Genomic DNA, 20,303 nt, shown 5'->3' on the forward strand with positions numbered 1-20,303 from the left:
ATCAAACTCTCCAATAAAGAGTAAGATTAGCTCATGCTAAACTCTAGCTTTTGTATTGCTTGTTGTTTCTTTTATAACAAAAATTATAAAACGATTATTGTTGACGTTTTGTTTGTTCAGTTTTCAAAGAGCAATTTTTTTAATTGGAGCGGGTGATGGGAATCGAACCCACGACATCAGCTTGGAAGGCTGAGGTTTTACCATTAAACTACACCCGCATATTTATTTTAAAAACTGGTCGGGAAGACAGGATTCGAACCTGCGACCCCTTGGTCCCAAACCAAGTGCTCTACCAAGCTGAGCTACTTCCCGAAATATGGCGCGCCCGAAAGGAGTCGAACCCATAACCTTCTGATCCGTAGTCAGACGCTCTATCCAATTGAGCTACGGGCGCATATTTATTTATAGCAACTTTTCTATTATACTTCACACCTTGCCGATTGTCAATACTTTTTTTAGATGCGGCCGAGAGGACTTGAACCTCCACGGGGTTAACCCCCACTAGGCCCTCAACCTAGCGCGTCTGCCATTCCGCCACGACCGCACTATAAAGAGTTTATCTCGTTGTATAATATTAATATTTTGTTTTAAATAACAATGCGGGTGAAGGGAGTCGAACCCCCACGCCTTGCGGCGCTAGATCCTAAGTCTAGTGCGTCTGCCAATTCCGCCACACCCGCATATTTTTTATTCAAATGGTGAGCCATGGAGGATTCGAACCTCCGACCCTCTGATTAAAAGTCAGATGCTCTACCGACTGAGCTAATGGCTCATACTGGCTGGGCTAGCTGGATTCGAACCAACGAGTGACGGAGTCAAAGTCCGTTGCCTTACCGCTTGGCTATAGCCCAATATAATGGCGGTCCCGACGGGAATCGAACCCGCGATCTCCTGCGTGACAGGCAGGCATGTTAACCGCTACACCACGGGACCTTTATAAAACCTTTTATAAAAAACACAATATAAATTATATGACCCGTACGGGATTCGAACCCGTGTTACCGCCGTGAAAGGGCGGTGTCTTAACCGCTTGACCAACGGGCCATGTTTTTTATTATTAGTTACAAACCAACTTCTGGCGGAGAAGGAGGGATTTGAACCCTCGCGCCGCTTACGCGACCTACACCCTTAGCAGGGGCGCCTCTTCAGCCTCTTGAGTACTTCCCCATAATGGCTCCGCAGGTAGGACTCGAACCTACGACCGTTCGGTTAACAGCCGAATGCTCTACCACTGAGCTACTGCGGAATAATAGAAGTTGTCCATCGAACATTCAAAGCATTTTATCTACTTGTTTTGTCGACTCTTATTATTATAGGCACCTATAAACAAAAAGTCAACACACTTCCAAAAAAAATTTCACTAACTTATTAGAATCTACTTTTCTTCATTATTAAACAAACAGGAAACACTCTTCATCTGCATAAAAGAAGAAAATGAAGCATTTATTTATATAAAGATGAATAATAATTTCAGTTTTCCCACCATATCTTCCAATAAACCGTAAATCAAATCATCTTTATATCATATAAACTCAACTTCCCTCTACATTTGCCGCAAATATACTTTTCTGTATTAACTCTTTTTCGCCTATAAAAAAGCTGGGAGCATGTCTGACATTTATAGATGATTATTTTAGTTGTTTTGGACAGTTGCTTTTGTGGTAAATGAGAACAAAAACGAGGAGCACCTACCTTTTCCAGCAATTGTTTAAAATCCTTATCACGATGCTGATATCCCATCTTTCTCAAATGAAGATGATAATGGCATAACTCGTGTTTAATAATGCCAATCAGCTCATCGATACCAAACTCATCCAAATACTTTTTATTTATTTCTATATTATGGCTCTTTAATAGATATCTTCCACCAGTCGTTCTCAACCTCGAATTAAACATTGCACGATGTAAAAACTCTACCCCAAAATGCTCCCTGGAAATATCCTCGACAAGCAGTTGCAGCTCTTTATCTGTCATACTTCTCCTCCTCAACAAGACAAACCATACCAGCATATATTAATATTAAATTATTCTTCAGCTTATCTTGCTCAACCTCAATATAATACATTTTATAAAAACAGCTTTATGAATGAAGCTATTGCAAACAGCAACTGACCACTAAGATTTTTTATAGAAAGACCATTTTCACTTCCCTTATAACTGTCAATCAAACAACGATAATCCTTTATTATTTATACATGAATAAAAACACACTACTTTTTTATCTGCCAATTAATAAATCCGCCGCTTATTCTTCAATAAATCATTTTATACCATCCTAAAAGTAGCGTCGTCTATTTTCACTTGGCTTCATTCATAATTTTTGCCTATCTATTCATTTTTTTAGCCTTAAACAAATAGCACATTAAAAAAACTAACTATCAGGGCAGATTTCTTTGTCCCCCTAACAGTTAGTTAAAATCTAACCTTTAGTAGCTAATTTTCTCTCTTCACCTTAAAAAGTTGATCTATCTGCCATGGATAGAAATAAACCCTAAAATAAAATAATCCAATTAAAAATCAACTATAAAATCAGTTGCTTATCTAACTGTAATTCCCTTTAGCAAATTTACTCTTTATAAAGGAGGATGACTAATGCCTAGTTGGTTGCAAAATCAAATTAAAAGAGCTTTCTACGAAAAAGACAGATACCAAATAAAGATACTGAATCAATGTTGGTACTATTATAGAAATAAACACTCCTCTTAAATAATCTCGAATATTGTTTATGGATAAAAAGTAACAAGTGATCGTTGTCTTCTACAATACCACGTATTAAAGGGCTTTTGACACTCCAATCAAGTCTCTAAGGAAAACAAAATCTAGGCGCCCGAAAAGCATGATTGGTTCAACCAACAATCAGTAGGGGATCTGATTGTTGGTTGAACTTTACTGGAGACAACTTTAACTTTCTCAATTACAATTGTTCACTAGGCTGAAGCATAGTAAGAGCCACTCTTCCTTTGTTGTGGTCGATTCCATCGACCCAGACAGTTACTACATCTCCAACACTAACAATGTCTAAAGGGTGCTTCACAAATTTATTGCTTAACTTGGAAATATGAACGAGTCCGTCTTGTTTTACCCCAATATCAACAAAAGCGCCGAAATCAACAACATTACGAACTGTTCCTTGAAGCTCCATTCCTTTTTGTAAATCTTCTAGTTTAAGCACATCTTTTCTTAATAGTGGTGCTGGCACTTCATCACGAGGGTCCCTTGAAGGGCGAACTAGTGCATCTGCTATATCCTTCAGTGTCAATTCCCCTACAGCTAATTCGTTTGAAGCTGATTTTAAATCAATAGCTGCAAGCGCCTCTTTTAATTCTCTTGTACCAATATCATTAGATGACAATCCCAATTTTTTTAATAGATTTTTCACTTCTTCATAATTTTCCGGATGAATTCCTGTTCTATCTAATGGCTCTTCACCATCGAGCACGCGCAGGAATCCTATTGCTTGTTCATACGTTTTTGCTCCAAGCCTTGGAATTTTCTTTAGCTGTTTGCGACTGATAAATTTCCCTTCTTCTTCCCTCTTTTTCACAATATTATTTGCAACTGCCTTAGATAATCCTGCTACATATTGCAAAAGAGATGAGGATGCTGTATTAACGTTGACTCCAACTTTATTTACCGTTGTCTCCACTACAAAAGTCAGCGATTCTGATAATTTTTTTTGTGAAACATCATGCTGATATTGACCTACGCCAACAGATTTTGGATCAATCTTCACCAATTCAGCCAACGGATCTTGAAGTCGTCTAGCAATAGAAACAGCACTTCTTTCTTCTACCTGGAAATTCGGAAACTCTTCCCTTGCAACTTCAGAAGCAGAGTAAACACTTGCCCCAGCTTCATTTACAATCAAATAAAAAATCTCCCTATTTTGCTGTTTAATCATATCCACTACGAATTGTTCTGTTTCTCTTGATGCAGTTCCATTGCCTACCGCAACCATTTCAATTTGATATTTTTGCAGCAGATTTTGAAAAATAATAGACGCCTCTTTTGTTTTAGAGACGGGAGCATGAGGGTATATAACGCCTATCTCCAATACTTTTCCTATTTCATCTACAACCGCTAATTTACAGCCTGTCCGATAAGCAGGGTCGACGCCTAAAACCATCTTTCCTTTTAATGGCGGCTGTAAAAGCAAGTTCCTTAAATTCTCTGAAAAAATATGAATAGCTTGTTCTTCCGCCTTTTCTGTTAATTCACTCCGAATTTCTCTTTCGATAGAAGGCTGTATTAATCGTTTATACCCATCTTCAATAGCTTCCTTAATAATTGCAGAGGAATGCTCATCCTCTTTAGATATCCATTTCTTTTCTAAATATTGTAAAATTGTATCATTAGGAACCTTAATCGCTATCTTTAAGATATCTTCCTTTTCTCCGCGATTTAATGCTAACGTCCGATGTGGCACGATCTTATTTACTGGTTCATCATATTCGTAATACATTTCATATATATTTTTTTCATCTTTTTCTCTATCTTTCACTTGTGAAGAAATGCTTCCTAAAGAAAATGTTTTATTGCGGATCCATTTTCTGCTTTCCGCGTCATCAGAAACACGTTCTGCTATAATATCTTTACTGCCATTGATAACCTCTTCTACTGATAATACTTTCTTTTCTTCTGAAATATATTTTTCGGCTTCCTCTTTTATTGATAATATAACTTTGTTTTCTAGCAGCCAATCAGCAAAAGGTTCCAATCCTTTTTCTTTTGCAATAGTAGCCTTTGTTCGTCTTTTCTGTTTATAAGGACGGTAAAGGTCTTCCACTTCTTGCAATTTAATGGATTTTAAAATACTTTTATGTAAATCATCTGTTAATTTTCCTTGCTCTTCTATAAGCCTAATTACTTCTTCTTTTCTCTGCTCTAAACTTTGTATATAGTGATAACGATCCATAATTGCTTTTATTTGCACTTCATCTAAAGCACCAGTTTGCTCTTTACGGTAACGGGCAATAAACGGAACTGTATTTCCTTCATCTAATAATGAAATAACATTTTTTACCTGTTTTGCGTTAACAGCTAGTTCACTTGCAATAATAGTTAAATATTCTTGTTTTTTTTCTAATACTTTCTCCATAGCAACTTTTCCCATCCTTTCATTATCTGTATTCTATTACATTACACTTCCACTTTAAATTTTTCCAATTTCTAACCAACTAAAATAATAAATCGCAAATTTCAGCTTTCCTCTTATTGTATCAAACTCCTACACTTTATTAATAAAGACAAAAAGAAAAAGCTTACTTTTTTAGAGCAAGCTTCCAAGAATAAAGGTAGAATCATCATCATTATTTTTATATTTCGTTATAATAATATCAGCAATTGTTTCAATGGGAATATAACCTTTAAGCAACGCCTTTATCCCCTGTATGTTAAATCCATCAGAAAAAACAAGGAATTTTGAGTTCGCTTCATATGTAAAACATTGAGTATGATAATTTTGAGGTCTGCCTGACAAATAACCAGTAACCGGTAATGGATACGTTAATTTGCCAGTAGGAGAATATAAAAAGAATCGAATATTGCCTACGCTGCTATATATAATGTTCTTGGATTCATAATGTACTTTAAAAACACAAACAGCCGCGCCTCTTTTTTTTATTAAAACTTTATTGCAAAGCTCCATCAATTCCTCTACTGGGGCATGATGAAACTCCTCAATAACATTAATCACAGCAACTGATGCTTCATTAGCAAACTCACCACTTCCAAGCCCATCTGCTAATACACAAATAAAATATTGATCGGTTGATGTGAAGAAATAACTATCTCCGCAAAGCAATTTCCCTTTTTTTATCGTTTGATGTGCAAGTACGTGGACGTTATTGTTTATTAGGGTTGTCATAAAATAATCTCCGAATTATTGGTTTCCGCATGTATAGCTTCTTGCAGTTTTTTTATAGCTCTTCGCTGCAGCCGCGAAACATGCATTTGTGAGATGCCTAACTTATCTCCAGCGTCTTTTTGGCTCATATTATCTAGATAAGTATATTGAATAATACTTCTTTCTCTTTCTGTCAATACATGGAGAACCTTCTCTAAAACTAGCTTTTGATTAACTCGTTCAAAGCCTTTATCCACATCTCCTACAATATCTAAAAGCGTCACTGTTCCGCCTTCTGAATCTGCTTCAATAGAATGATCTACTGACAGCGCTTGATAGCTTTTCCCCATTTCCATTGCTTCAAGCACTTCTTCCTCTGAGACATCGATATAATCGGCAATTTCATCTACACGAGGAGAGCGCTGCAATTCAGTTGTTAGCTCTTCTACCGTTTTCTTGATTTTGGGGCCTAACTCTTTAATTCTTCTTGGAACATGCACACTCCATGTCTTATCACGCAAAAAACGTTTAATTTCTCCTATTATCGTTGGTACCGCAAAAGCCTCAAAGCTTTTTCCAAAGTTTTCGTCATATCGCCGTATCGCTCCCAATAACCCAATAACCCCTACCTGGCTAATATCTTCATGAAACATTCTTCCTTTAGAGTATTTTCGAGCAAGCGTTTCTACTAAATAACGATAATTTCTGACTAGTTTATCTTGCGCTTCTTCATCTTGGTTTAATTGATACGCTTTAATTAACTCATGAACTTCTTCTTTTGTTAATTGGTGCTTAGGTTGAGATTGTTTCTGCATCCCTCTCCACCCGCTCTCCTTCAAGGTATTTCGTCATAGAGACAGTTACACCGTCATTATGATAAATTTTAACCTCATCCATTAATGTTTCAATTAAATATAAACCTAATCCTCCCTCACGAAGGAACTCAATAGACTCATCCTGTTCATATGGACCTAACTCTTTAATAGTAGAATGAAAATCGAAGCTTTTGCCATTATCTGATACCATTACTTCTAATCGATCACTAAATAATCGAAAACCAATCAAGACTTCTCCAGCTTCGCGATTTTTATAAGCATGTTGCACTGCATTAGTACATGCCTCACTTGTAGCTATTTTCAAATCTTCAATTTCATCATAGCTAAAGCCCATTCGGCTAGCAATTCCAGATAAAGTCAAACGAATTATGCCTACATATTCTGGTTTAGAGGGAATCTTCATTTCGATGTATTCAAAATGCTGGCTCATTAAATTCCACCTTCTATCTTACTAGTAATATCAATAATGTCTGCTAATCCCGTAATTTCAAAAAGCCTTTTTAAGCGCTCAGATAAATTGATCAACTTTAATTCTCCATTATTAGCACGGATATTCTTAAAAACTCCAACAAATACACCTAAACCAGTACTGTCCATATAGTTTACATCTGATAAGTCTACAACCATCTTAATGCCTTGCTTTTCAGAATAACTATAAATCCTTTCTCTTAGCTTTGGAGCAGTATATGCATCTATTTCCCCACATACCTTTACTTCTACATTTAAATCTTGTTCTTTGACATCTATTATTATATTCATACACGTCCCACCTTTCCCCTTCTTACGTACGTCTATGTTCAATACCCACTATGTACACTTATTAAACCTCTCTTTTAAAAATAATTAATGTAAAGTCATCTCGAAGCTGAAAATCTTGAACCTTTTCTAATTCTTTATAAACATTTTGCACAATTTCTTGAGCATTTAAATGCATATGTTTTTTTATGTAGTCAATTAACTTCTCTTTTTCTATAAATCCATCTTCTGTTCTGCATTCTGTCACACCATCAGACATGAGAATAATCATATCTCCAGCATTTATATGCTGTATGACTTGTTCATATTTTGTTTTTTGATCCACACCCAGTAACAGACCTTTTGCAACCAGCTCACTAAATTCTCCAGATGCCGCATCATAAAACAAGCCAGGCTCATGTCCTGCAGAAGAATAATGAAATGTATGGGACTGAATATCATACACTCCATAAAACATGGTGATAAACATGCTTGGATCTACATTTTGTTCCACCACACGATTTAAGTTTTCCAATACATTACTTGGGAACTTCCTATTTTCTGGAAGACTATCCATTGCATACTTTATCATAGACATGCACAAGGCAGCTGGAATACCTTTTCCAATTACATCAGCTATTGCAATACTAACTGTTTGAGATCCATCCTGAACAAAATGAAAATAATCTCCATTCATCATTTTTGCTGGAACACTTATTGCACCAATATCCAGTTCTTTCACATCAGGGATTTCTGTGCTTAAAAGAGTTTGCTGCACATTTGCAGCAATTTCCATTTCACTTCTTAATTCTTGCTGTACATGGCGCAAACTCTGATGCTCCCGGTAAGCCAGTCCATAGCCAATCATTACCTCCAATAAAATGTCGAAAGATTTTATAACATATTCTGGGATATCTGGATATAAATCTACCATTAAGTTTTTATGTAAACTGATAATATCTTCTGGTGACACTTTATGCTCAATTGACTTCCTGCTAAACTTCTGCCCCTGATACAGAGCCTGTTCAGATTCATCCTTGATATAACTCACTAGAAGATCCCGATACTTAGAATCCATCATTTCTCGGAAATCCATTTATCTCCCCCCTATCTGAGCCATTTTATTGCCTTTATATCTGTCCCGACGCCTACAGAAGTTTCGATATTAAATTCATCCATTAATCGTTTGACACCAGGCAGTCCAGCACCTAAACCACCAGATGTCGAAAATCCATCTTGCATAACTTGCCTTAAATCTTTAATTCCCGGACCGTTGTCTACCGCACTTAACTTTAAACCGACTTTTCCATTTTCCATTAGTTTCTCTATACATATTTGCCCTTGCCCAGCATACAAGTATATATTTCTTGCTAATTCGCTTATTGCTGTAGTAATTCGCGCCTGGTCAACTGTGCCGAATCCCAGTTCTTTTGCAACGTTTCTTCCCAGCTGTCGCGCTGCAACTATATCCCATTCATTCACAATTTTCACACAGGATTGGTGTCCCATCGGTCAATCCCCCAATTCCTGTTGTAATTTCTCCAGACCTTTTTCTAAATCTAAGGCTGTTAATACATCATCCAAGCTAATGCCTAGTTCAACTAAGGTAATAGCAACTGCTGGCTGAATTCCTGTTAACACAACCTTTGCTCCCATTAGTTTAGACATACCAATCACATCTCCTAAGACTTTCGCAATAAAGGAGTCAATAAAATCAATAGATGTTAAATCGATTACCACACCATTTGCACTTGTTTCATGTATTTTATTTAATAAGTCTTCCTGAAATTTCAGCGCCGTCTGATCATCCAATTCCCATTGAATAGAGACCAGCAAACAATCATGAAGCTTTAAAATTGGTATTCTCACTTTATTCACCCCAATCCAACCAACTTTCTATTCGTATATTCTAACGCACTTTCCATCCCTTTTTTCAGTGTGTTTTTTGTTTCAAACTGATCTAAATTTATGCCTAGGTTTACAATCGTTTGCGCAATTTCCGGCCTTATGCCAACAATCATGCTTTTTGTTCCCACTAATCGCACCGCATTAGTTGCTTGGATAATATGGTGTGCAACCATCGTATCTACCACAGGTACACCTGTTATATCTATTAGCACAACTTCTGATCTATGCTCCACAACACCATTCAGCAAGTTTTCCATAATCTGTTTTGCTCTTTGTGTATCTATTGTACCAACTAATGGCATAATTGTTATGCCCTCAAAAACTGGAATTAACGGAGCAGATAATTCCTGCAAAGCAACTTTCTGCATAGAAACCGTTCGCTCCCAAACATTTGAATACGTTTGAATCATTTTATTACATAAAGGATGGAGCCAACTATGGAAATCTCGTACATATTTTAGTTGTTTATCCTTATCCAAGATTCCTTCATTCTCCATTCCTTCAAAAATAATTTCTTCAAATATTTGCAAACCTGCTATTAAGATATTTAAATGCCAATTTATACTAACTGCTTTTTCAATAAAAACAATTATTTTATTATCAGAATCGTCAATCAGGCCAAGCAAGTCCTTGATAAGAAGATCAATATATTCTTGAGAAGTTGAAAAAAGCAGATGATCTTCTTCTAACTTTTTAGCCATTCCCTCTGTATTCTCGTTAATACGCTTTATCCAACTAGCTGCTATATCTTCACGATGATTCTGAATATAAGTCGAAAATTCCTTTCGCACGGCCTTGCCTCCATTTTACCATATTAAAAACATAATTTATTTTATGATTACTCTTTATATAAAAAATCCTTTTTATTGCAAAGAATTGCTTTATGACTTTTTTATATACCCTCTTTTTTCCTTTAATAAACCAAATTGTTTTATAAAAAACCCAAAAAAACTTCCATTATTTACACGAATACAAAAAAATATTTAAGGATAAATAAAAAAGCAAGTAGAATTTATGCTACTCACTTCTTTGGCACAGAATAGAAAAAGCGCTCCATTAAGAAGCGCACCATGTTTTTTAGAATTCTATGAGACCTAAACTTATTTGTAAGGCTTCATCCACTTTTTCCATCATTTCATCATCGAGATGAGTGATTTTGTCCGTTAGCCTTTGTTTATCTATTGTGCGAATTTGTTCCAAAAGAATTACAGAATCTCTTTCAAAACCATATCGTTTCGCGTCAATTTCCACATGTGTCGGCAATTTCGCCTTCTGTATCTGAGCCGTAATTGCTGCTATAATGACTGTGGGACTGAACCGATTCCCGATGTCGTTTTGAATGACAAGTACAGGACGGACACCGCCTTGCTCTGAGCCAACAACTGGGGATAGGTCTGCAAAGTAAACGTCACCACGTTTAACAATCAAAGGATTACCCTCCGCTTACAAGACGTTCAACTGTATGCTCTGCCTCATATTCTGCCAAAAAGCTTTCTGATGCAATAGATAAATTTAATTTAGCCATTTCCATATAACCTCGTCTCATGGATTCCCGGATATGTCTCTTTTTCCGTTCACGAAGATACATTTTAGTCGCTTGATAAATAAATTCACTACGATTTACATTTTCCTGCTTTACGAAACCGTCCAATTCAGTTAACAAATGCTTTGGTAATCTTATTAAGATTTCTGTTGTTGCGCTAGATTCAGACACAAACATACACCTCCACCATCACTACACACCATATTTAGCTCTGCTTTTTTAATCATACCATTAATAAAACAATATGCAAAGTACATTCAGTAATTCTACTGTATTATCCGCCAAAAAATGTATCTTTTATGCATAGGTGCATATTTTTTTAAGAATACACTTTATTCATTAACCTTGTTAAATCATCCTGTTTTTTTTCATTCCATTAATCAACAAAATTTAATAACAAAGAGTAACGGCCGCATAATTTTGTTCTCGCTTGCAAATTTTACTGTTCTTTTACATAATAACCGCTATCAAACTAAAGGATTAACCACTTCTACATAAATTCCTTCTTTTCTATATAAGCGTGGGACTCTATTAGATATGGAACAGGTTACCTCATAATTAATGGTCTTTAATTTGGCTGCAATCTCATTCACAGAAATCTTACCAAAATCTTGTTTTCCAATCAATGTAACTTTTGTCCCGGGTTCTGTATATGACTGCAGCTTGATCATACATTGATCCATACAAATTCTGCCGATAATAGGCACCCTTTCGCCATTTACAAGCACTTCTTGACCACTCAATTTTCTTAACCACCCATCAGCATACCCAATTGGCAGCGTTCCTATCCATTCATCTTCCATTGCCTCATACGTAGCACCATAACTTACTTTTTCCCCTTTTTGCAGTTTTTTCACTTGAACAATTCGTGTATGAAGGGAAAAGGACTCCTTTAAAGGAAAAGGCAGACTTTGTTCTATTTCCTGAGATGGGGTTAGCCCATACATAGAAATCCCCATTCTAATAGCATTATATTGCAAATCTGGATGAAGCAGGCTGCTAGCACTATTGCTGCAATGAATAATCGCTGGCTTTTCGGAGAAATAAGAAAGCAATTCCCGAAAACGCTGAAGCTGTTTTTCCATATAAATAGTATTTAATTCGTCTGCTGTAGCAAAGTGTGTAAAGACTCCTTCTACTACTATATTCTGATTTTCAGACAATATGTTTTCAACCTCAATAAGTTCTTTTTTCTCCCTCAATCCAATTCGGCCCATACCTGTATCTAACTTCACGTGAACTTTTAGTGAATGTTCTCCATTTAAAAAGGAGGATGCTTTTTTCAGCCAATCTAAATCAAACATAGTAACTGTTATATTATTTTTCACCGCCATTTCTAGATCAGTAAAACGGACTGCTCCGAGCACCAATATTGGAGCACCTATCCCTTTTTGCCTTAATTGAATCGCTTCATCCAAAAAAGCTACCGCTAAGTATTCTGCTCCTGCCTCTAAAGCTGTTTGGGCAATTTGAAAAGCACCATGGCCATATCCATTCGCTTTTACAACAGCAAATACTTTACTTTTGGGCTCTAGTCTTTTTTTCATTTCTGCCACATTATAAAAAATGGCATCCAAATCTATTTCTGCCCATGTATCTCGAAAAAATGCTCCTTCTAATTCCATTAACTTATGACACTTCCTTTTAAGGGTAAACTTTTATTAAATTATTCTACTCTCCATACCCCTTGTCAACATGCCAATGGCCTTTTTATACATAAAAAAAAAACAGCTTCTTTAAAGAAACTGTCTCCAACTATCCTGTATATATCGCTTTTTATTTAATCGCTTCCCCTTGTACAGAACGGGCAACGCTAGCCATTTCATCTTTTGTCAGCTCTGTTGAAGCAATAATATAGTCTACTCCGCCGAAAGTCCATGTTACTTTATTATCGCTTAATGAACCGATCGTAAATCCAAGATCAATAGGATCTCCTGTCATCGTTATTGGTCCTGCTGTTGCTGGGGCTATTTCTGCTTTTTCTTGAATAATGGTATAAGACTTCCCGTCTCCTTCATAAGTTAAGACTACTCGACTTCCGTTTTCTGTTACCACTTTTTTCTCTTCTACTAAACTTACTCCTTCAATTTGCTCTTCTGGATACTTAACAGAGAATGTTTGATCATCTACCTCTCCCATAACCGGTACTACAAGTTTGGCAGCTGTCATGCTCTTTTTCAAATCAAAATCGGCTTTATCAAAATCCACATCAAATTTCACATTTGAGAACTTTACTTTTACTACTGCTGCCCCCTCTGTATCTTTTACTTTCACACTAACTGGCGAAAGATCTTTTTTATTTAATGTAATCTCTTGTGTTGGCAGCATTTTATTATTTTGATAGCGTGTTTTTGTTTCAAAAATATAATATTTATCTGTCGCTTGGAATTTCGCTCCTTTATCCTCTTCTATATCTTTGACCAAGGATTCATACAAATATGCCTGACTGCTGTTTTCTGGCCATTCACTTTGAAATTTAAAACTTTTGTTTAATGCAGGTGTTAATACATATACACCTTCATCATTCTTCAAAATCATTTGGCTTTGGTCTTTTTTGGCATTTTTAAGATTTACTCGATAATAAGACGGATCTTTATGCCAAATTTGCACTTCGTATGTTTGTGGATCTGTTCCCATTTGCAAGGTCATTTCTGCATCAGCTTTGTATCCTTTTGTTGAAACCTTTTCGTTTAACTCTTTTAAGACTTCATCCTTTGACTTTGTCCCACAGGCAGTTAACAAAAGCATGACTGTTAGCCCTACAAATAGCAACCATAACTTCTTGTTCATTTTTTCAACTCCCCTATTCTCATTTCACGTTCAAGAAGAAAAAAGACAGAATCCGTTTTATAAGAAAAACTAAATGCTCAGTCCATTCTTATCCACATCAGGTTTCACCGCTTATTTCTCCTATTGCTCTATGAATATATGAGACAACCATAGGAAATATGCTACTAACAATTGAACAAGCTCACAGTTGCTTTATTCTTTTTCAATAACAACTTGTGCACAAGCATACTCTCTGCTGTGGGTAATTGATATATGCACTCCACTGGAAATAGGCTTAACAATATAAGGTTTTCCCTGTCCATCTTTATCCACCTCTATATCCTGAAAGCTTAAGTTTTTTCCTATCCCCGTTCCCACTGCTTTGGAAAAAGCCTCTTTTGCTGCAAATCTGCCAGCAAGATATTCTATTTTTCTATTTCCCTTTAATTTTTTATAGTTTATCAGCTCTTTTTCTGTTAGTATCCGCTTAGCAAAGCCTTGTTTTTTTTCTACAAGCTCTTTTATTCTATCTAGTTCAATAATATCGATTCCTATTCCACTAATCATATGACACATCCTTCTAATTCCATGATTTTAAGCATAAATTTAGTACTACTTTTCCCTTACATTGGCTATTATGTAAAAAGGGGCGACAGAGGAGGGTTTTTATAATGTTTACAAGAAGAGAAAGTTTTAAAGAGTTTATCGCAAGCTATCCTATCGTTTCAGCTATTCTGATTATCCATCTTCTATTATATATAGTCACTACTATCCCCATTTTTCCAAATGATTATATTTTAGAGCAGACAATCGGGGTTAATTTATATATTGTTCAAGGGGAATGGTGGAGACTGCTAACGCCTATTTTCATCCATGGAAGCTTTTCGCATTTTTTATTTAATAGTTTCAGCATTTTTCTATTCGGGCCTCCTCTAGAAATGATTCTAGGAAAAACTCGCTTTACGGTTCTATATCTTGCTACAGGAGTACTCGCCAATATTGCTACACTCTTAGCAGAACCTTTGACGTATACCCATCTTGGATCAAGCGGCGCCATTTTTGGGCTATTTGGCTATTATATTGCGTTGATTGTTTTTAGAAAAGATATTATCTCTAAAAATAATTCCCAAGTTATTGCTACAATTGCCATTTTAAGTTTAATTATGACCTTTTTACAGCCAAACATTAACGTATCTGCTCATATTTTTGGTTTTTTATGCGGATTGGTGATTGGAAGCATTTCACAAAGCAAAGGAAAAAAAATCCTAAATACATATAAAGAAGAGTTTTCTCATATCAAAAACAACCTTTCTAGAAGAAAAAAGCCGCCTATCAAAACCATTGTCATTTGGGGTATTCTCCTGCTTCTAGCAGCAATTGGATTATTTCAATAGGCTGTTTGCGTATAGATTATTGCTATTCAACCACAGGCTGAATACATTTCGCTTTCGGCGGGGCAAGAAACCTGAGCCGCTTCGTCGTTTTACTCCTGTAAAGCCTTGTAATCCCGAAGGAGTCTACATGTATTCAGCCTTCTCAGTAATTTTAAAAGTTTTTCCTATTATTCAACAAGCAGCAAAATTTCAGAAAATACGCTTTCCATAAAAGCATATTTTACCAAATATATAAAAACCCTGTATTTTATAGGACTTCTATATAGTTAGCAACGCTTTTAAGCTTTTGCTAACTATTCGAAATAGTATGGATTATTTATTATTTTTTCACAGAATAGGAATACCAATTATATACTTTTTCCACGTCCTCTTTTCTTAAGTCATAAATAGTCCCACCAGATCCTCCCATTCCGGAAGCAACTAAGCAGTTTAATGAAGCGAGATCCGCCCCCCTCTGCCAAAATCCTTCTTTATAATCTAATGCTTGAATTCGATTTTTTTTCATAATAAGGGTCGTTTTTTCTAAATGACGAAATGAAATAGTTAACTGTTTGTTTGTGACATCCCATCCAGCAGCACGATATTTAAGATAACCCCAACTAGGCAAAAGCACAAACAAAACAATAGAAATCATCCCCCATAGGTGAAAATAATAGAATGACACCCCTGCAATAGGAACAGCAATCCAACTATCGCGAAGAATATATCGAAAGCTTGCTTTTTTTGGAGGAGCATGCAAATCGTCCACCAACTCATATTCAGGCATTATTTCCAATAAAAGCTTTTTTATTTTCACTTTTTTGCTAACAGGCATTATCACCATACTTGACGCTTCATTGTCGTTTAACGAGCCCCCAGCGCTTTCTAAATAAACGGCTGCTAAACCAAAGGGCTGTCTTAAAATATTCTCCCTTATTCTAATAGCCTGGATGCGGCTCAACGGGATCGTAATTTGCTTTTTTTCTAATAATCCTCTTGATATAACTAAATCATTATCTATTTTAGCTAGTGTAAAATTTGCATATTTTAGCATAGTAATCAGGAAAGAAACTAACCATAATAGAATAAATAAAATAAAAATAATAGATGTAAGAACAACCATGCCGCTTGAGACAGCATGCTGCAATTCGCTAAATATTTTTTTGTATGGAATTAAGTCATCAAATTGCGAAAAAACAGCAATAAGAGCGGAAAAAATGACCCCAATACCACCAGAAGTTGTTGCTAATATAAGCAGTTCTTTTATGCTTATTTTGTATAAGTCCTGTTTATTATCCGTTAAGATTTCATCTTCTGCTTCATTTTTTTGATTTTTATGTTTATTGATATAATCCCTTAATTTAATGGCATCCTTCATAGGAATAGCCGTGAGCACAGCTTCTGCCTCACCTGCTCCTCCAGCTGTTTCTATTTTTACTTTCACCAGCCTAAATGGTCTATGCAAAATTCCCTCTGTAAAATCAATGCTTTGTATTCTTTCGAAAGGAATAAACCGTTTTTTCTTAACAAATACGCCATTTTCAATTCTAAGTTCACCTTGATGCAAATAATAGCGGAAAAAGAACCAAGAAAGCACTCCTCCAACAAGAACAAATATACTAAAAACAATTAAACCTATGTGATAAAAAAAATCCCATTTAGATGAAGTTCCTCCAAATACAAAAATAGCAATCACAGGAAACAGAACCTCTTTTAGTTGACGAAAAATATTATATAAGATGGTGATGGGATGAAGTTTCTTTTGCTCAAACATCTTCTTTTGCCACCTTTGTTTTTACAGAAATATAAGTTCTTATTTCTTCTGCTTCTTCTAAACCAAGTGCAGGGATTTCGTGGACAGTTGCAGCTGTTGAAATAGAAACAGTCGCTAAACGGTATCTCCTAAGCAATGGTCCCTGCTTTGTATCAACATGCTGCACACGGACCATTGGCACAAGCGTTCTTTTTATCACTAGCACACCTTGTTGTATTTCGATTTCATCCTCTCTAATTTCATATCTCCACCTTTTCCACTTCATTTTTGGCAATATGCCAACAAAAAACACAAAATAGATAATGATGATTGAAAAGCTTATGATTGAAAATAATAAATGCCAATGAAATATAACGGTTAATATGATTACTCCAGCAAATAAAACACATAGAAAAAGTCCTGAAATAATCCCCATTATCCTCCATATCTCCACTGCTTTTGGCGATAATCGATTATACGGTTCTGTTATCATAAAATTCCCCCTTTATCTTTTTATATGGGATGTCTGTGTTCGTTTTCTCTGCTGTTTGTTTTCCCGATAGTATTGTTTACGGCAAAAGAGGGAAATAGTTTCACACTAACCACTCTTTTGCATGCTATTGTTTAATTCCTCATTTTATCACGCATTAACGGACAGTAACCCCCACTGATTGAAGTTTCACTTTATAAAACGAAAAGATGTTTCATCAATAAACATGATATTCTCTCTTTTTTTCAGGGCTTTCACTAACTCAAATAAAGCATCGTCTTTCTTTTTTGCTTCTATCATGCAATCTATATGAGGAACTGTTCCATCCACCTTTATAAGAAATTCTAAAAATTGTTCACTATTAATATAATCAGCATGAGCCCGATCTTTTTCATTTGTGCGAGGACTGGAAATATGCATTTTAATCGGCAAGGAGGAATTGCTCCAAGTTTGGACAATCCGTTCCCAGTGATCTTCCCAATAATCCTCTTCGTTATGAACAATATGATGATGCAAATCAAATACGCAAGGAATACTTAGTTTTTCACAAAGGTAAAGGACTTCATTTAAAGTAAAATTCGTATCGTCATTTTCAAGCATAATCATCTTTTGCCATTTAAGAGGAATCAGCCCCCAATTAGAGATAAATTGTTCAAGCGCTTGCTCCTTATCATTATAAACACCACCTACGTGAAGTACGCAGCGATGTTCTATATTTACTTCCATTCCCCTTAACAGCCGTTCATGCATTTGCAGTGTTTTTAAAGAAGTTTTTAAAATATCCTTATCCCTATTATTTAAAACAACAAAATGGTCTGGATGAAAATCAATGCGCATATTATTTTTGTTTGCAAACTCCCCAAGCTGGAAAAGCATTGGTTTTAAAGGAAGAATATAATCCCAATTGGGCAAATCAGGATGGTTGACCAGAGGGATAATTTTAGAACTTAATCGAAAAAAATGAATATCATTGATTGCGTTATGCTTTAAAAGACGCAGACAATTTTGCAAATTACTTATAGCTATTCTTTCTAATTTCTTAATCGCTGCTTCTTTATCTTTTATCGAAGAATATTGCTTGTATGTCATTGTTTGTGATGGTGAAGCATTTTGCAGATGAACGCTCATCGCTACATATCCTAGCCTAAATACAGTCACAAATGACCCTCTTTTCTCATTAATTTTTGATTAGTATATGCAAAATTTATGTAACCATCTGTTTCATCAGCAAATAAAGTGAAACTGCAATCAAGATGAGTTTACTACGTCTCCCCTGATTGACTCTTGAAACAGGATAATGGAAATAGATTACTAATCTTTGCTATATGATCTGGGCGGGAATCAAAATCCAATTAAATAGGGATAAAAAAATCCTTGTAAACATATTCATGCTTACAAGGATTTTTGGTTAACGATATGTGTTGGAATTTGAATTTGATTTAGAATAGCCGCTGCCATTTTGTTGGCCTGCTCGTTTATTGCTGTAGCCTTGACGTTGACGAGGATTATTATTTTTTCTATTTCTATCTCTATAGCCATTATTATTTTTGTCATATGGTTTGCGATCCCGCTTCATTGGCAATGGCTTTTCTTCTGTAAGTCGCACTGGTGTTGTATCAGGCTCTTTTGTCAGCAATTTTAAAACTGCGGCAACAACTGTATTTGCATCTTTTTGGGCTAATAAATCATCAGCAACTTCTTTATAAGAATCCAAATTATTTGCATCAATTGTCTGCATAATTTTTTCCATTACTGCTTTTTGCTGTCCTTCTATTGCTTGATCTACCGTTGGAGGAATCATTTTTTCCATTTTTCTTTTTGTTGTTTTCTCCACAACTTGAAGGTATGATCTTTCACGATACGTAATAAATGTAATCGCTACTCCTTCCTTGCCAGCTCTTCCTGTTCTGCCGATACGGTGAACATAACTTTCTGGATCTTGTGGAATATCAAAGTTATAAACATGCGTCACCCCTGAAATATCTAAACCACGAGCAGCAACATCTGTAGCAACCAGAACCTCAATAGATCCCTCTTTAAACTTTCTAAGCACAGACATACGTTTCGCTTGGCTTAGATCCCCATGTATCCCCTCTGCCGTATAGCCTCTTAAGTTAAGCGCTTCTGACAGCTCATCGACACGACGTTTTGTACGGCCAAAGATAATCGCTAATTCTGGGGATTGTATATCTAAAAGTCTTGTCAAAATATCAAACTTTGTTTTTTCCTGTGTTTCAATATAATATTGTTCAATCAACGGAACAGTCATTTCTTTTGCTTTTACTTTTACTATTTGCGGCTCTTTCATAAAACGCTCTGCCATTCTTCTAATAGGCGCCGGCATTGTAGCTGAAAATAATAAGGTTTGTCTTTCCTCTGGAATTTTAGAAAGAATAGACTCGATATCATCAATAAAACCCATATTCAGCATTTCATCTGCTTCATCTAAAATGACTGTGTTTACATGATCCAATTTTAATGTTTTTCTATTAATATGATCTAAAATACGCCCTGGTGTTCCAACAATAATATGTGGATTTTTCTTTAATGCGCGGATTTGGCGGTTAATATCTTGACCACCAAAAATAGAAAGGACTCTTGTTCTTTTTCCGAAACCAATTTTATAAAGTTCTTCTGAAACTTGAATAGCCAGTTCTCTTGTTGGAGCAATAATAATCCCTTGGATTACTTCATTTGCTACATCTACTTTGTCAACTAAAGGCACTCCAAAAGCTGCTGTTTTTCCCGTACCAGTTTGCGCCTGCCCGATTAAATCCTTATGTTGAAGACTTAAAGGAATGGTTTCTGCCTGAATAGGCGTCGCTTCTTCAAAGCCCATTCTTTTTAATGATTTCATTGTAGCAGCACTAATACCTAAATCTTGAAACTTAACCAATATATCCAATCTCCTTCTAGTCATTAAAAATATTCACAAATGACAGTGATTTCCATGCACTAACTTTATATATGTACCTCATTTCTTATCAAAGAAACATATTGTTATGGCGTTAGTTTTTATCCACTTTGCCGCTATTCCCCAAACAATTATAT

General features: G+C 35.7%; 21 protein-coding genes and 11 tRNA genes. 2 read left to right on the forward strand and 30 right to left on the reverse strand.

The features are described from left to right. Positions 1–144: 144 nt before the first annotated feature. The 12 genes from NCCP28_RS19865 to NCCP28_RS19920 all read right to left on the reverse strand — a co-directional run bounded on the left by NCCP28_RS19865 (position 145) and on the right by NCCP28_RS19920 (position 1,974). Positions 145–218, reverse strand: a tRNA-Gly gene (locus tag NCCP28_RS19865). 17 nt (positions 219–235) lie between these two features. Continuing rightward, positions 236–312: transfer RNA gene (locus tag NCCP28_RS19870), tRNA-Pro, on the reverse strand. 5 nt (positions 313–317) lie between these two features. Next, positions 318–394: transfer RNA gene (locus NCCP28_RS19875), tRNA-Arg, on the reverse strand. A gap of 66 nt (positions 395–460) precedes the next feature. Continuing rightward, positions 461–544, reverse strand: a tRNA-Leu gene (locus tag NCCP28_RS19880). Between the two features lie 54 nt (positions 545–598). Next, a tRNA-Leu gene (locus NCCP28_RS19885) sits at positions 599–680 on the reverse strand. 16 nt (positions 681–696) lie between these two features. Next, positions 697–772: transfer RNA gene (locus NCCP28_RS19890), tRNA-Lys, on the reverse strand. A gap of 4 nt (positions 773–776) precedes the next feature. Then, positions 777–851, reverse strand: a tRNA-Gln gene (locus tag NCCP28_RS19895). A 6-nt stretch (positions 852–857) separates the two neighbouring features. Then, positions 858–933 (reverse strand) — tRNA-Asp (locus tag NCCP28_RS19900). Between the two features lie 39 nt (positions 934–972). Next, positions 973–1,044 (reverse strand) — tRNA-Glu (locus NCCP28_RS19905). A gap of 32 nt (positions 1,045–1,076) precedes the next feature. Next, a tRNA-Ser gene (locus tag NCCP28_RS19910) sits at positions 1,077–1,167 on the reverse strand. 4 nt (positions 1,168–1,171) lie between these two features. Next, positions 1,172–1,246: transfer RNA gene (locus NCCP28_RS19915), tRNA-Asn, on the reverse strand. Positions 1,247–1,506: 260 nt separating this feature from the next. After that, positions 1,507–1,974, reverse strand: a complete 468-nt coding sequence (locus NCCP28_RS19920; protein ID WP_248562973.1) for a SprT family protein — start codon at positions 1,972–1,974, stop codon at positions 1,507–1,509. Between the two features lie 618 nt (positions 1,975–2,592). On the opposite strand from NCCP28_RS19920, the gene cmpA reads away from it, so the two are divergent. Further along, positions 2,593–2,706: a cortex morphogenetic protein CmpA gene (cmpA, locus tag NCCP28_RS19925; protein WP_101177206.1), complete on the forward strand. Its 114-nt coding sequence runs from the start codon at positions 2,593–2,595 to the stop codon at positions 2,704–2,706. A 208-nt stretch (positions 2,707–2,914) separates the two neighbouring features. Here the strand turns inward: cmpA and NCCP28_RS19930 are convergent, their stop codons facing one another. The 14 genes from NCCP28_RS19930 to acpS all read right to left on the reverse strand — a co-directional run bounded on the left by NCCP28_RS19930 (position 2,915) and on the right by acpS (position 14,203). Then, positions 2,915–5,098, reverse strand: a complete 2,184-nt coding sequence (locus tag NCCP28_RS19930) for a Tex family protein (RefSeq protein ID WP_248562974.1) — start codon at positions 5,096–5,098, stop codon at positions 2,915–2,917. Between the two features lie 171 nt (positions 5,099–5,269). Continuing rightward, positions 5,270–5,866, reverse strand: a complete 597-nt coding sequence (locus NCCP28_RS19935; protein WP_248562975.1) for a PP2C family serine/threonine-protein phosphatase — start codon at positions 5,864–5,866, stop codon at positions 5,270–5,272. Beyond that, entirely contained in the window at positions 5,863–6,660 is a 798-nt protein-coding gene (gene sigB, locus NCCP28_RS19940; protein ID WP_248562976.1) for an RNA polymerase sigma factor SigB, read from the reverse strand. Before sigB ends, NCCP28_RS19935 begins: the two co-directional genes overlap by 4 nt. After that, positions 6,638–7,111, reverse strand: coding sequence for an anti-sigma B factor RsbW (rsbW, locus tag NCCP28_RS19945; RefSeq protein WP_248562977.1), 474 nt, complete (start codon positions 7,109–7,111; stop codon positions 6,638–6,640). The genes sigB and rsbW overlap by 23 nt, the downstream gene beginning before the upstream one ends. Further along, on the reverse strand, positions 7,111–7,440 hold the full coding sequence (locus NCCP28_RS19950) for an anti-sigma factor antagonist (protein WP_248562978.1): 330 nt from the start codon (positions 7,438–7,440) through the stop codon (positions 7,111–7,113). The genes rsbW and NCCP28_RS19950 overlap by 1 nt, the downstream gene beginning before the upstream one ends. 61 nt (positions 7,441–7,501) lie before the next feature. Continuing rightward, entirely contained in the window at positions 7,502–8,512 is a 1,011-nt protein-coding gene (locus tag NCCP28_RS19955) for a PP2C family protein-serine/threonine phosphatase (protein ID WP_248562979.1), read from the reverse strand. 11 nt (positions 8,513–8,523) lie between these two features. Beyond that, a complete protein-coding gene (locus NCCP28_RS19960) occupies positions 8,524–8,925 on the reverse strand; it encodes an anti-sigma regulatory factor (protein WP_248562980.1) in 402 nt (133 codons plus the stop codon). A 3-nt stretch (positions 8,926–8,928) separates the two neighbouring features. Then, positions 8,929–9,285 (reverse strand): STAS domain-containing protein, encoded by a 357-nt coding sequence (locus NCCP28_RS19965; RefSeq protein WP_101177198.1) that lies wholly within the window; start codon positions 9,283–9,285, stop codon positions 8,929–8,931. A gap of 5 nt (positions 9,286–9,290) precedes the next feature. Next, the gene (locus NCCP28_RS19970) at positions 9,291–10,115 is read right to left on the reverse strand and encodes an STAS domain-containing protein (protein WP_248562981.1); all 825 of its coding nucleotides are present in this window, start codon (positions 10,113–10,115) and stop codon (positions 9,291–9,293) included. Positions 10,116–10,401: 286 nt separating this feature from the next. Further along, positions 10,402–10,752, reverse strand: a complete 351-nt coding sequence (gene ndoA / locus NCCP28_RS19975; RefSeq protein WP_019156408.1) for a type II toxin-antitoxin system endoribonuclease NdoA — start codon at positions 10,750–10,752, stop codon at positions 10,402–10,404. 4 nt (positions 10,753–10,756) lie between these two features. Then, positions 10,757–11,038 carry a CopG family ribbon-helix-helix protein gene (locus NCCP28_RS19980; RefSeq protein WP_248562982.1) on the reverse strand — a complete coding sequence of 94 codons (282 nt, stop codon included), beginning with the start codon at positions 11,036–11,038 and terminating at the stop codon, positions 10,757–10,759. A gap of 296 nt (positions 11,039–11,334) precedes the next feature. Beyond that, positions 11,335–12,492 carry an alanine racemase gene (gene alr / locus NCCP28_RS19985; RefSeq protein WP_248562983.1) on the reverse strand — a complete coding sequence of 386 codons (1,158 nt, stop codon included), beginning with the start codon at positions 12,490–12,492 and terminating at the stop codon, positions 11,335–11,337. Positions 12,493–12,643: 151 nt separating this feature from the next. Then, complete coding sequence (locus NCCP28_RS19990) at positions 12,644–13,657, reverse strand: LolA family protein (RefSeq protein ID WP_248562984.1); 1,014 nt, start codon at positions 13,655–13,657, stop codon at positions 12,644–12,646. Positions 13,658–13,849: 192 nt separating this feature from the next. Further along, positions 13,850–14,203, reverse strand: coding sequence for a holo-ACP synthase (gene acpS, locus NCCP28_RS19995; RefSeq protein WP_248562985.1), 354 nt, complete (start codon positions 14,201–14,203; stop codon positions 13,850–13,852). A 104-nt stretch (positions 14,204–14,307) separates the two neighbouring features. Between acpS and NCCP28_RS20000 the strand changes: the two genes are divergently transcribed. After that, positions 14,308–15,030: a rhomboid family intramembrane serine protease gene (locus NCCP28_RS20000; protein ID WP_248562986.1), complete on the forward strand. Its 723-nt coding sequence runs from the start codon at positions 14,308–14,310 to the stop codon at positions 15,028–15,030. 319 nt (positions 15,031–15,349) lie between these two features. Here the strand turns inward: NCCP28_RS20000 and NCCP28_RS20005 are convergent, their stop codons facing one another. From NCCP28_RS20005 to cshA, 4 genes are all read right to left on the reverse strand, one after another. After that, positions 15,350–16,783 carry a PH domain-containing protein gene (locus tag NCCP28_RS20005; protein ID WP_248562987.1) on the reverse strand — a complete coding sequence of 478 codons (1,434 nt, stop codon included), beginning with the start codon at positions 16,781–16,783 and terminating at the stop codon, positions 15,350–15,352. Further along, positions 16,776–17,255 carry a PH domain-containing protein gene (locus NCCP28_RS20010; protein ID WP_248562988.1) on the reverse strand — a complete coding sequence of 160 codons (480 nt, stop codon included), beginning with the start codon at positions 17,253–17,255 and terminating at the stop codon, positions 16,776–16,778. Before NCCP28_RS20010 ends, NCCP28_RS20005 begins: the two co-directional genes overlap by 8 nt. Positions 17,256–17,441: 186 nt before the next feature. Then, on the reverse strand, positions 17,442–18,410 hold the full coding sequence (gene uvsE, locus NCCP28_RS20015; protein ID WP_248562989.1) for a UV DNA damage repair endonuclease UvsE: 969 nt from the start codon (positions 18,408–18,410) through the stop codon (positions 17,442–17,444). Between the two features lie 250 nt (positions 18,411–18,660). Continuing rightward, the gene (gene cshA, locus NCCP28_RS20020) at positions 18,661–20,148 is read right to left on the reverse strand and encodes a degradosome RNA helicase CshA (RefSeq protein WP_282579589.1); all 1,488 of its coding nucleotides are present in this window, start codon (positions 20,146–20,148) and stop codon (positions 18,661–18,663) included. Between the last annotated feature and the right edge of the window lie 155 nt (positions 20,149–20,303).

It is taken from the genome of Niallia sp. NCCP-28, assembly GCF_023168165.1.
In the GTDB taxonomy this organism is placed as follows: Bacteria; Bacillota; Bacilli; order Bacillales; family Cytobacillaceae; genus Niallia.

Bases quoted from the DNA above. Each gene is read 5' to 3' on its own strand.
- NCCP28_RS20010 (WP_248562988.1), bottom strand. From the start codon at position 17,255: ATGATAACAGAACCGTATAATCGATTATCGCCAAAAGCAGTGGAGATA.
- NCCP28_RS19920 (WP_248562973.1), bottom strand. From the start codon at position 1,974: ATGACAGATAAAGAGCTGCAACTGCTTGTCGAGGATATTTCCAGGGAG.
- NCCP28_RS19955 (WP_248562979.1), bottom strand. From the start codon at position 8,512: ATGGATTTCCGAGAAATGATGGATTCTAAGTATCGGGATCTTCTAGTG.
- NCCP28_RS19950 (WP_248562978.1), bottom strand. From the start codon at position 7,440: ATGAATATAATAATAGATGTCAAAGAACAAGATTTAAATGTAGAAGTA.
- NCCP28_RS19960 (WP_248562980.1), bottom strand. From the start codon at position 8,925: ATGGGACACCAATCCTGTGTGAAAATTGTGAATGAATGGGATATAGTT.
- NCCP28_RS20005 (WP_248562987.1), bottom strand. From the start codon at position 16,783: ATGTTTGAGCAAAAGAAACTTCATCCCATCACCATCTTATATAATATT.
- rsbW (WP_248562977.1), bottom strand. From the start codon at position 7,111: ATGAGCCAGCATTTTGAATACATCGAAATGAAGATTCCCTCTAAACCA.
- sigB (WP_248562976.1), bottom strand. From the start codon at position 6,660: ATGCAGAAACAATCTCAACCTAAGCACCAATTAACAAAAGAAGAAGTT.
- alr (WP_248562983.1), bottom strand. From the start codon at position 12,492: ATGGAATTAGAAGGAGCATTTTTTCGAGATACATGGGCAGAAATAGAT.
- NCCP28_RS19930 (WP_248562974.1), bottom strand. From the start codon at position 5,098: ATGGAGAAAGTATTAGAAAAAAAACAAGAATATTTAACTATTATTGCA.
- NCCP28_RS20000 (WP_248562986.1), top strand. From the start codon at position 14,308: ATGTTTACAAGAAGAGAAAGTTTTAAAGAGTTTATCGCAAGCTATCCT.
- NCCP28_RS19935 (WP_248562975.1), bottom strand. From the start codon at position 5,866: ATGACAACCCTAATAAACAATAACGTCCACGTACTTGCACATCAAACG.
- acpS (WP_248562985.1), bottom strand. From the start codon at position 14,203: ATGATTAGTGGAATAGGAATCGATATTATTGAACTAGATAGAATAAAA.
- NCCP28_RS19990 (WP_248562984.1), bottom strand. From the start codon at position 13,657: ATGAACAAGAAGTTATGGTTGCTATTTGTAGGGCTAACAGTCATGCTT.
- cmpA (WP_101177206.1), top strand. From the start codon at position 2,593: ATGCCTAGTTGGTTGCAAAATCAAATTAAAAGAGCTTTCTACGAAAAA.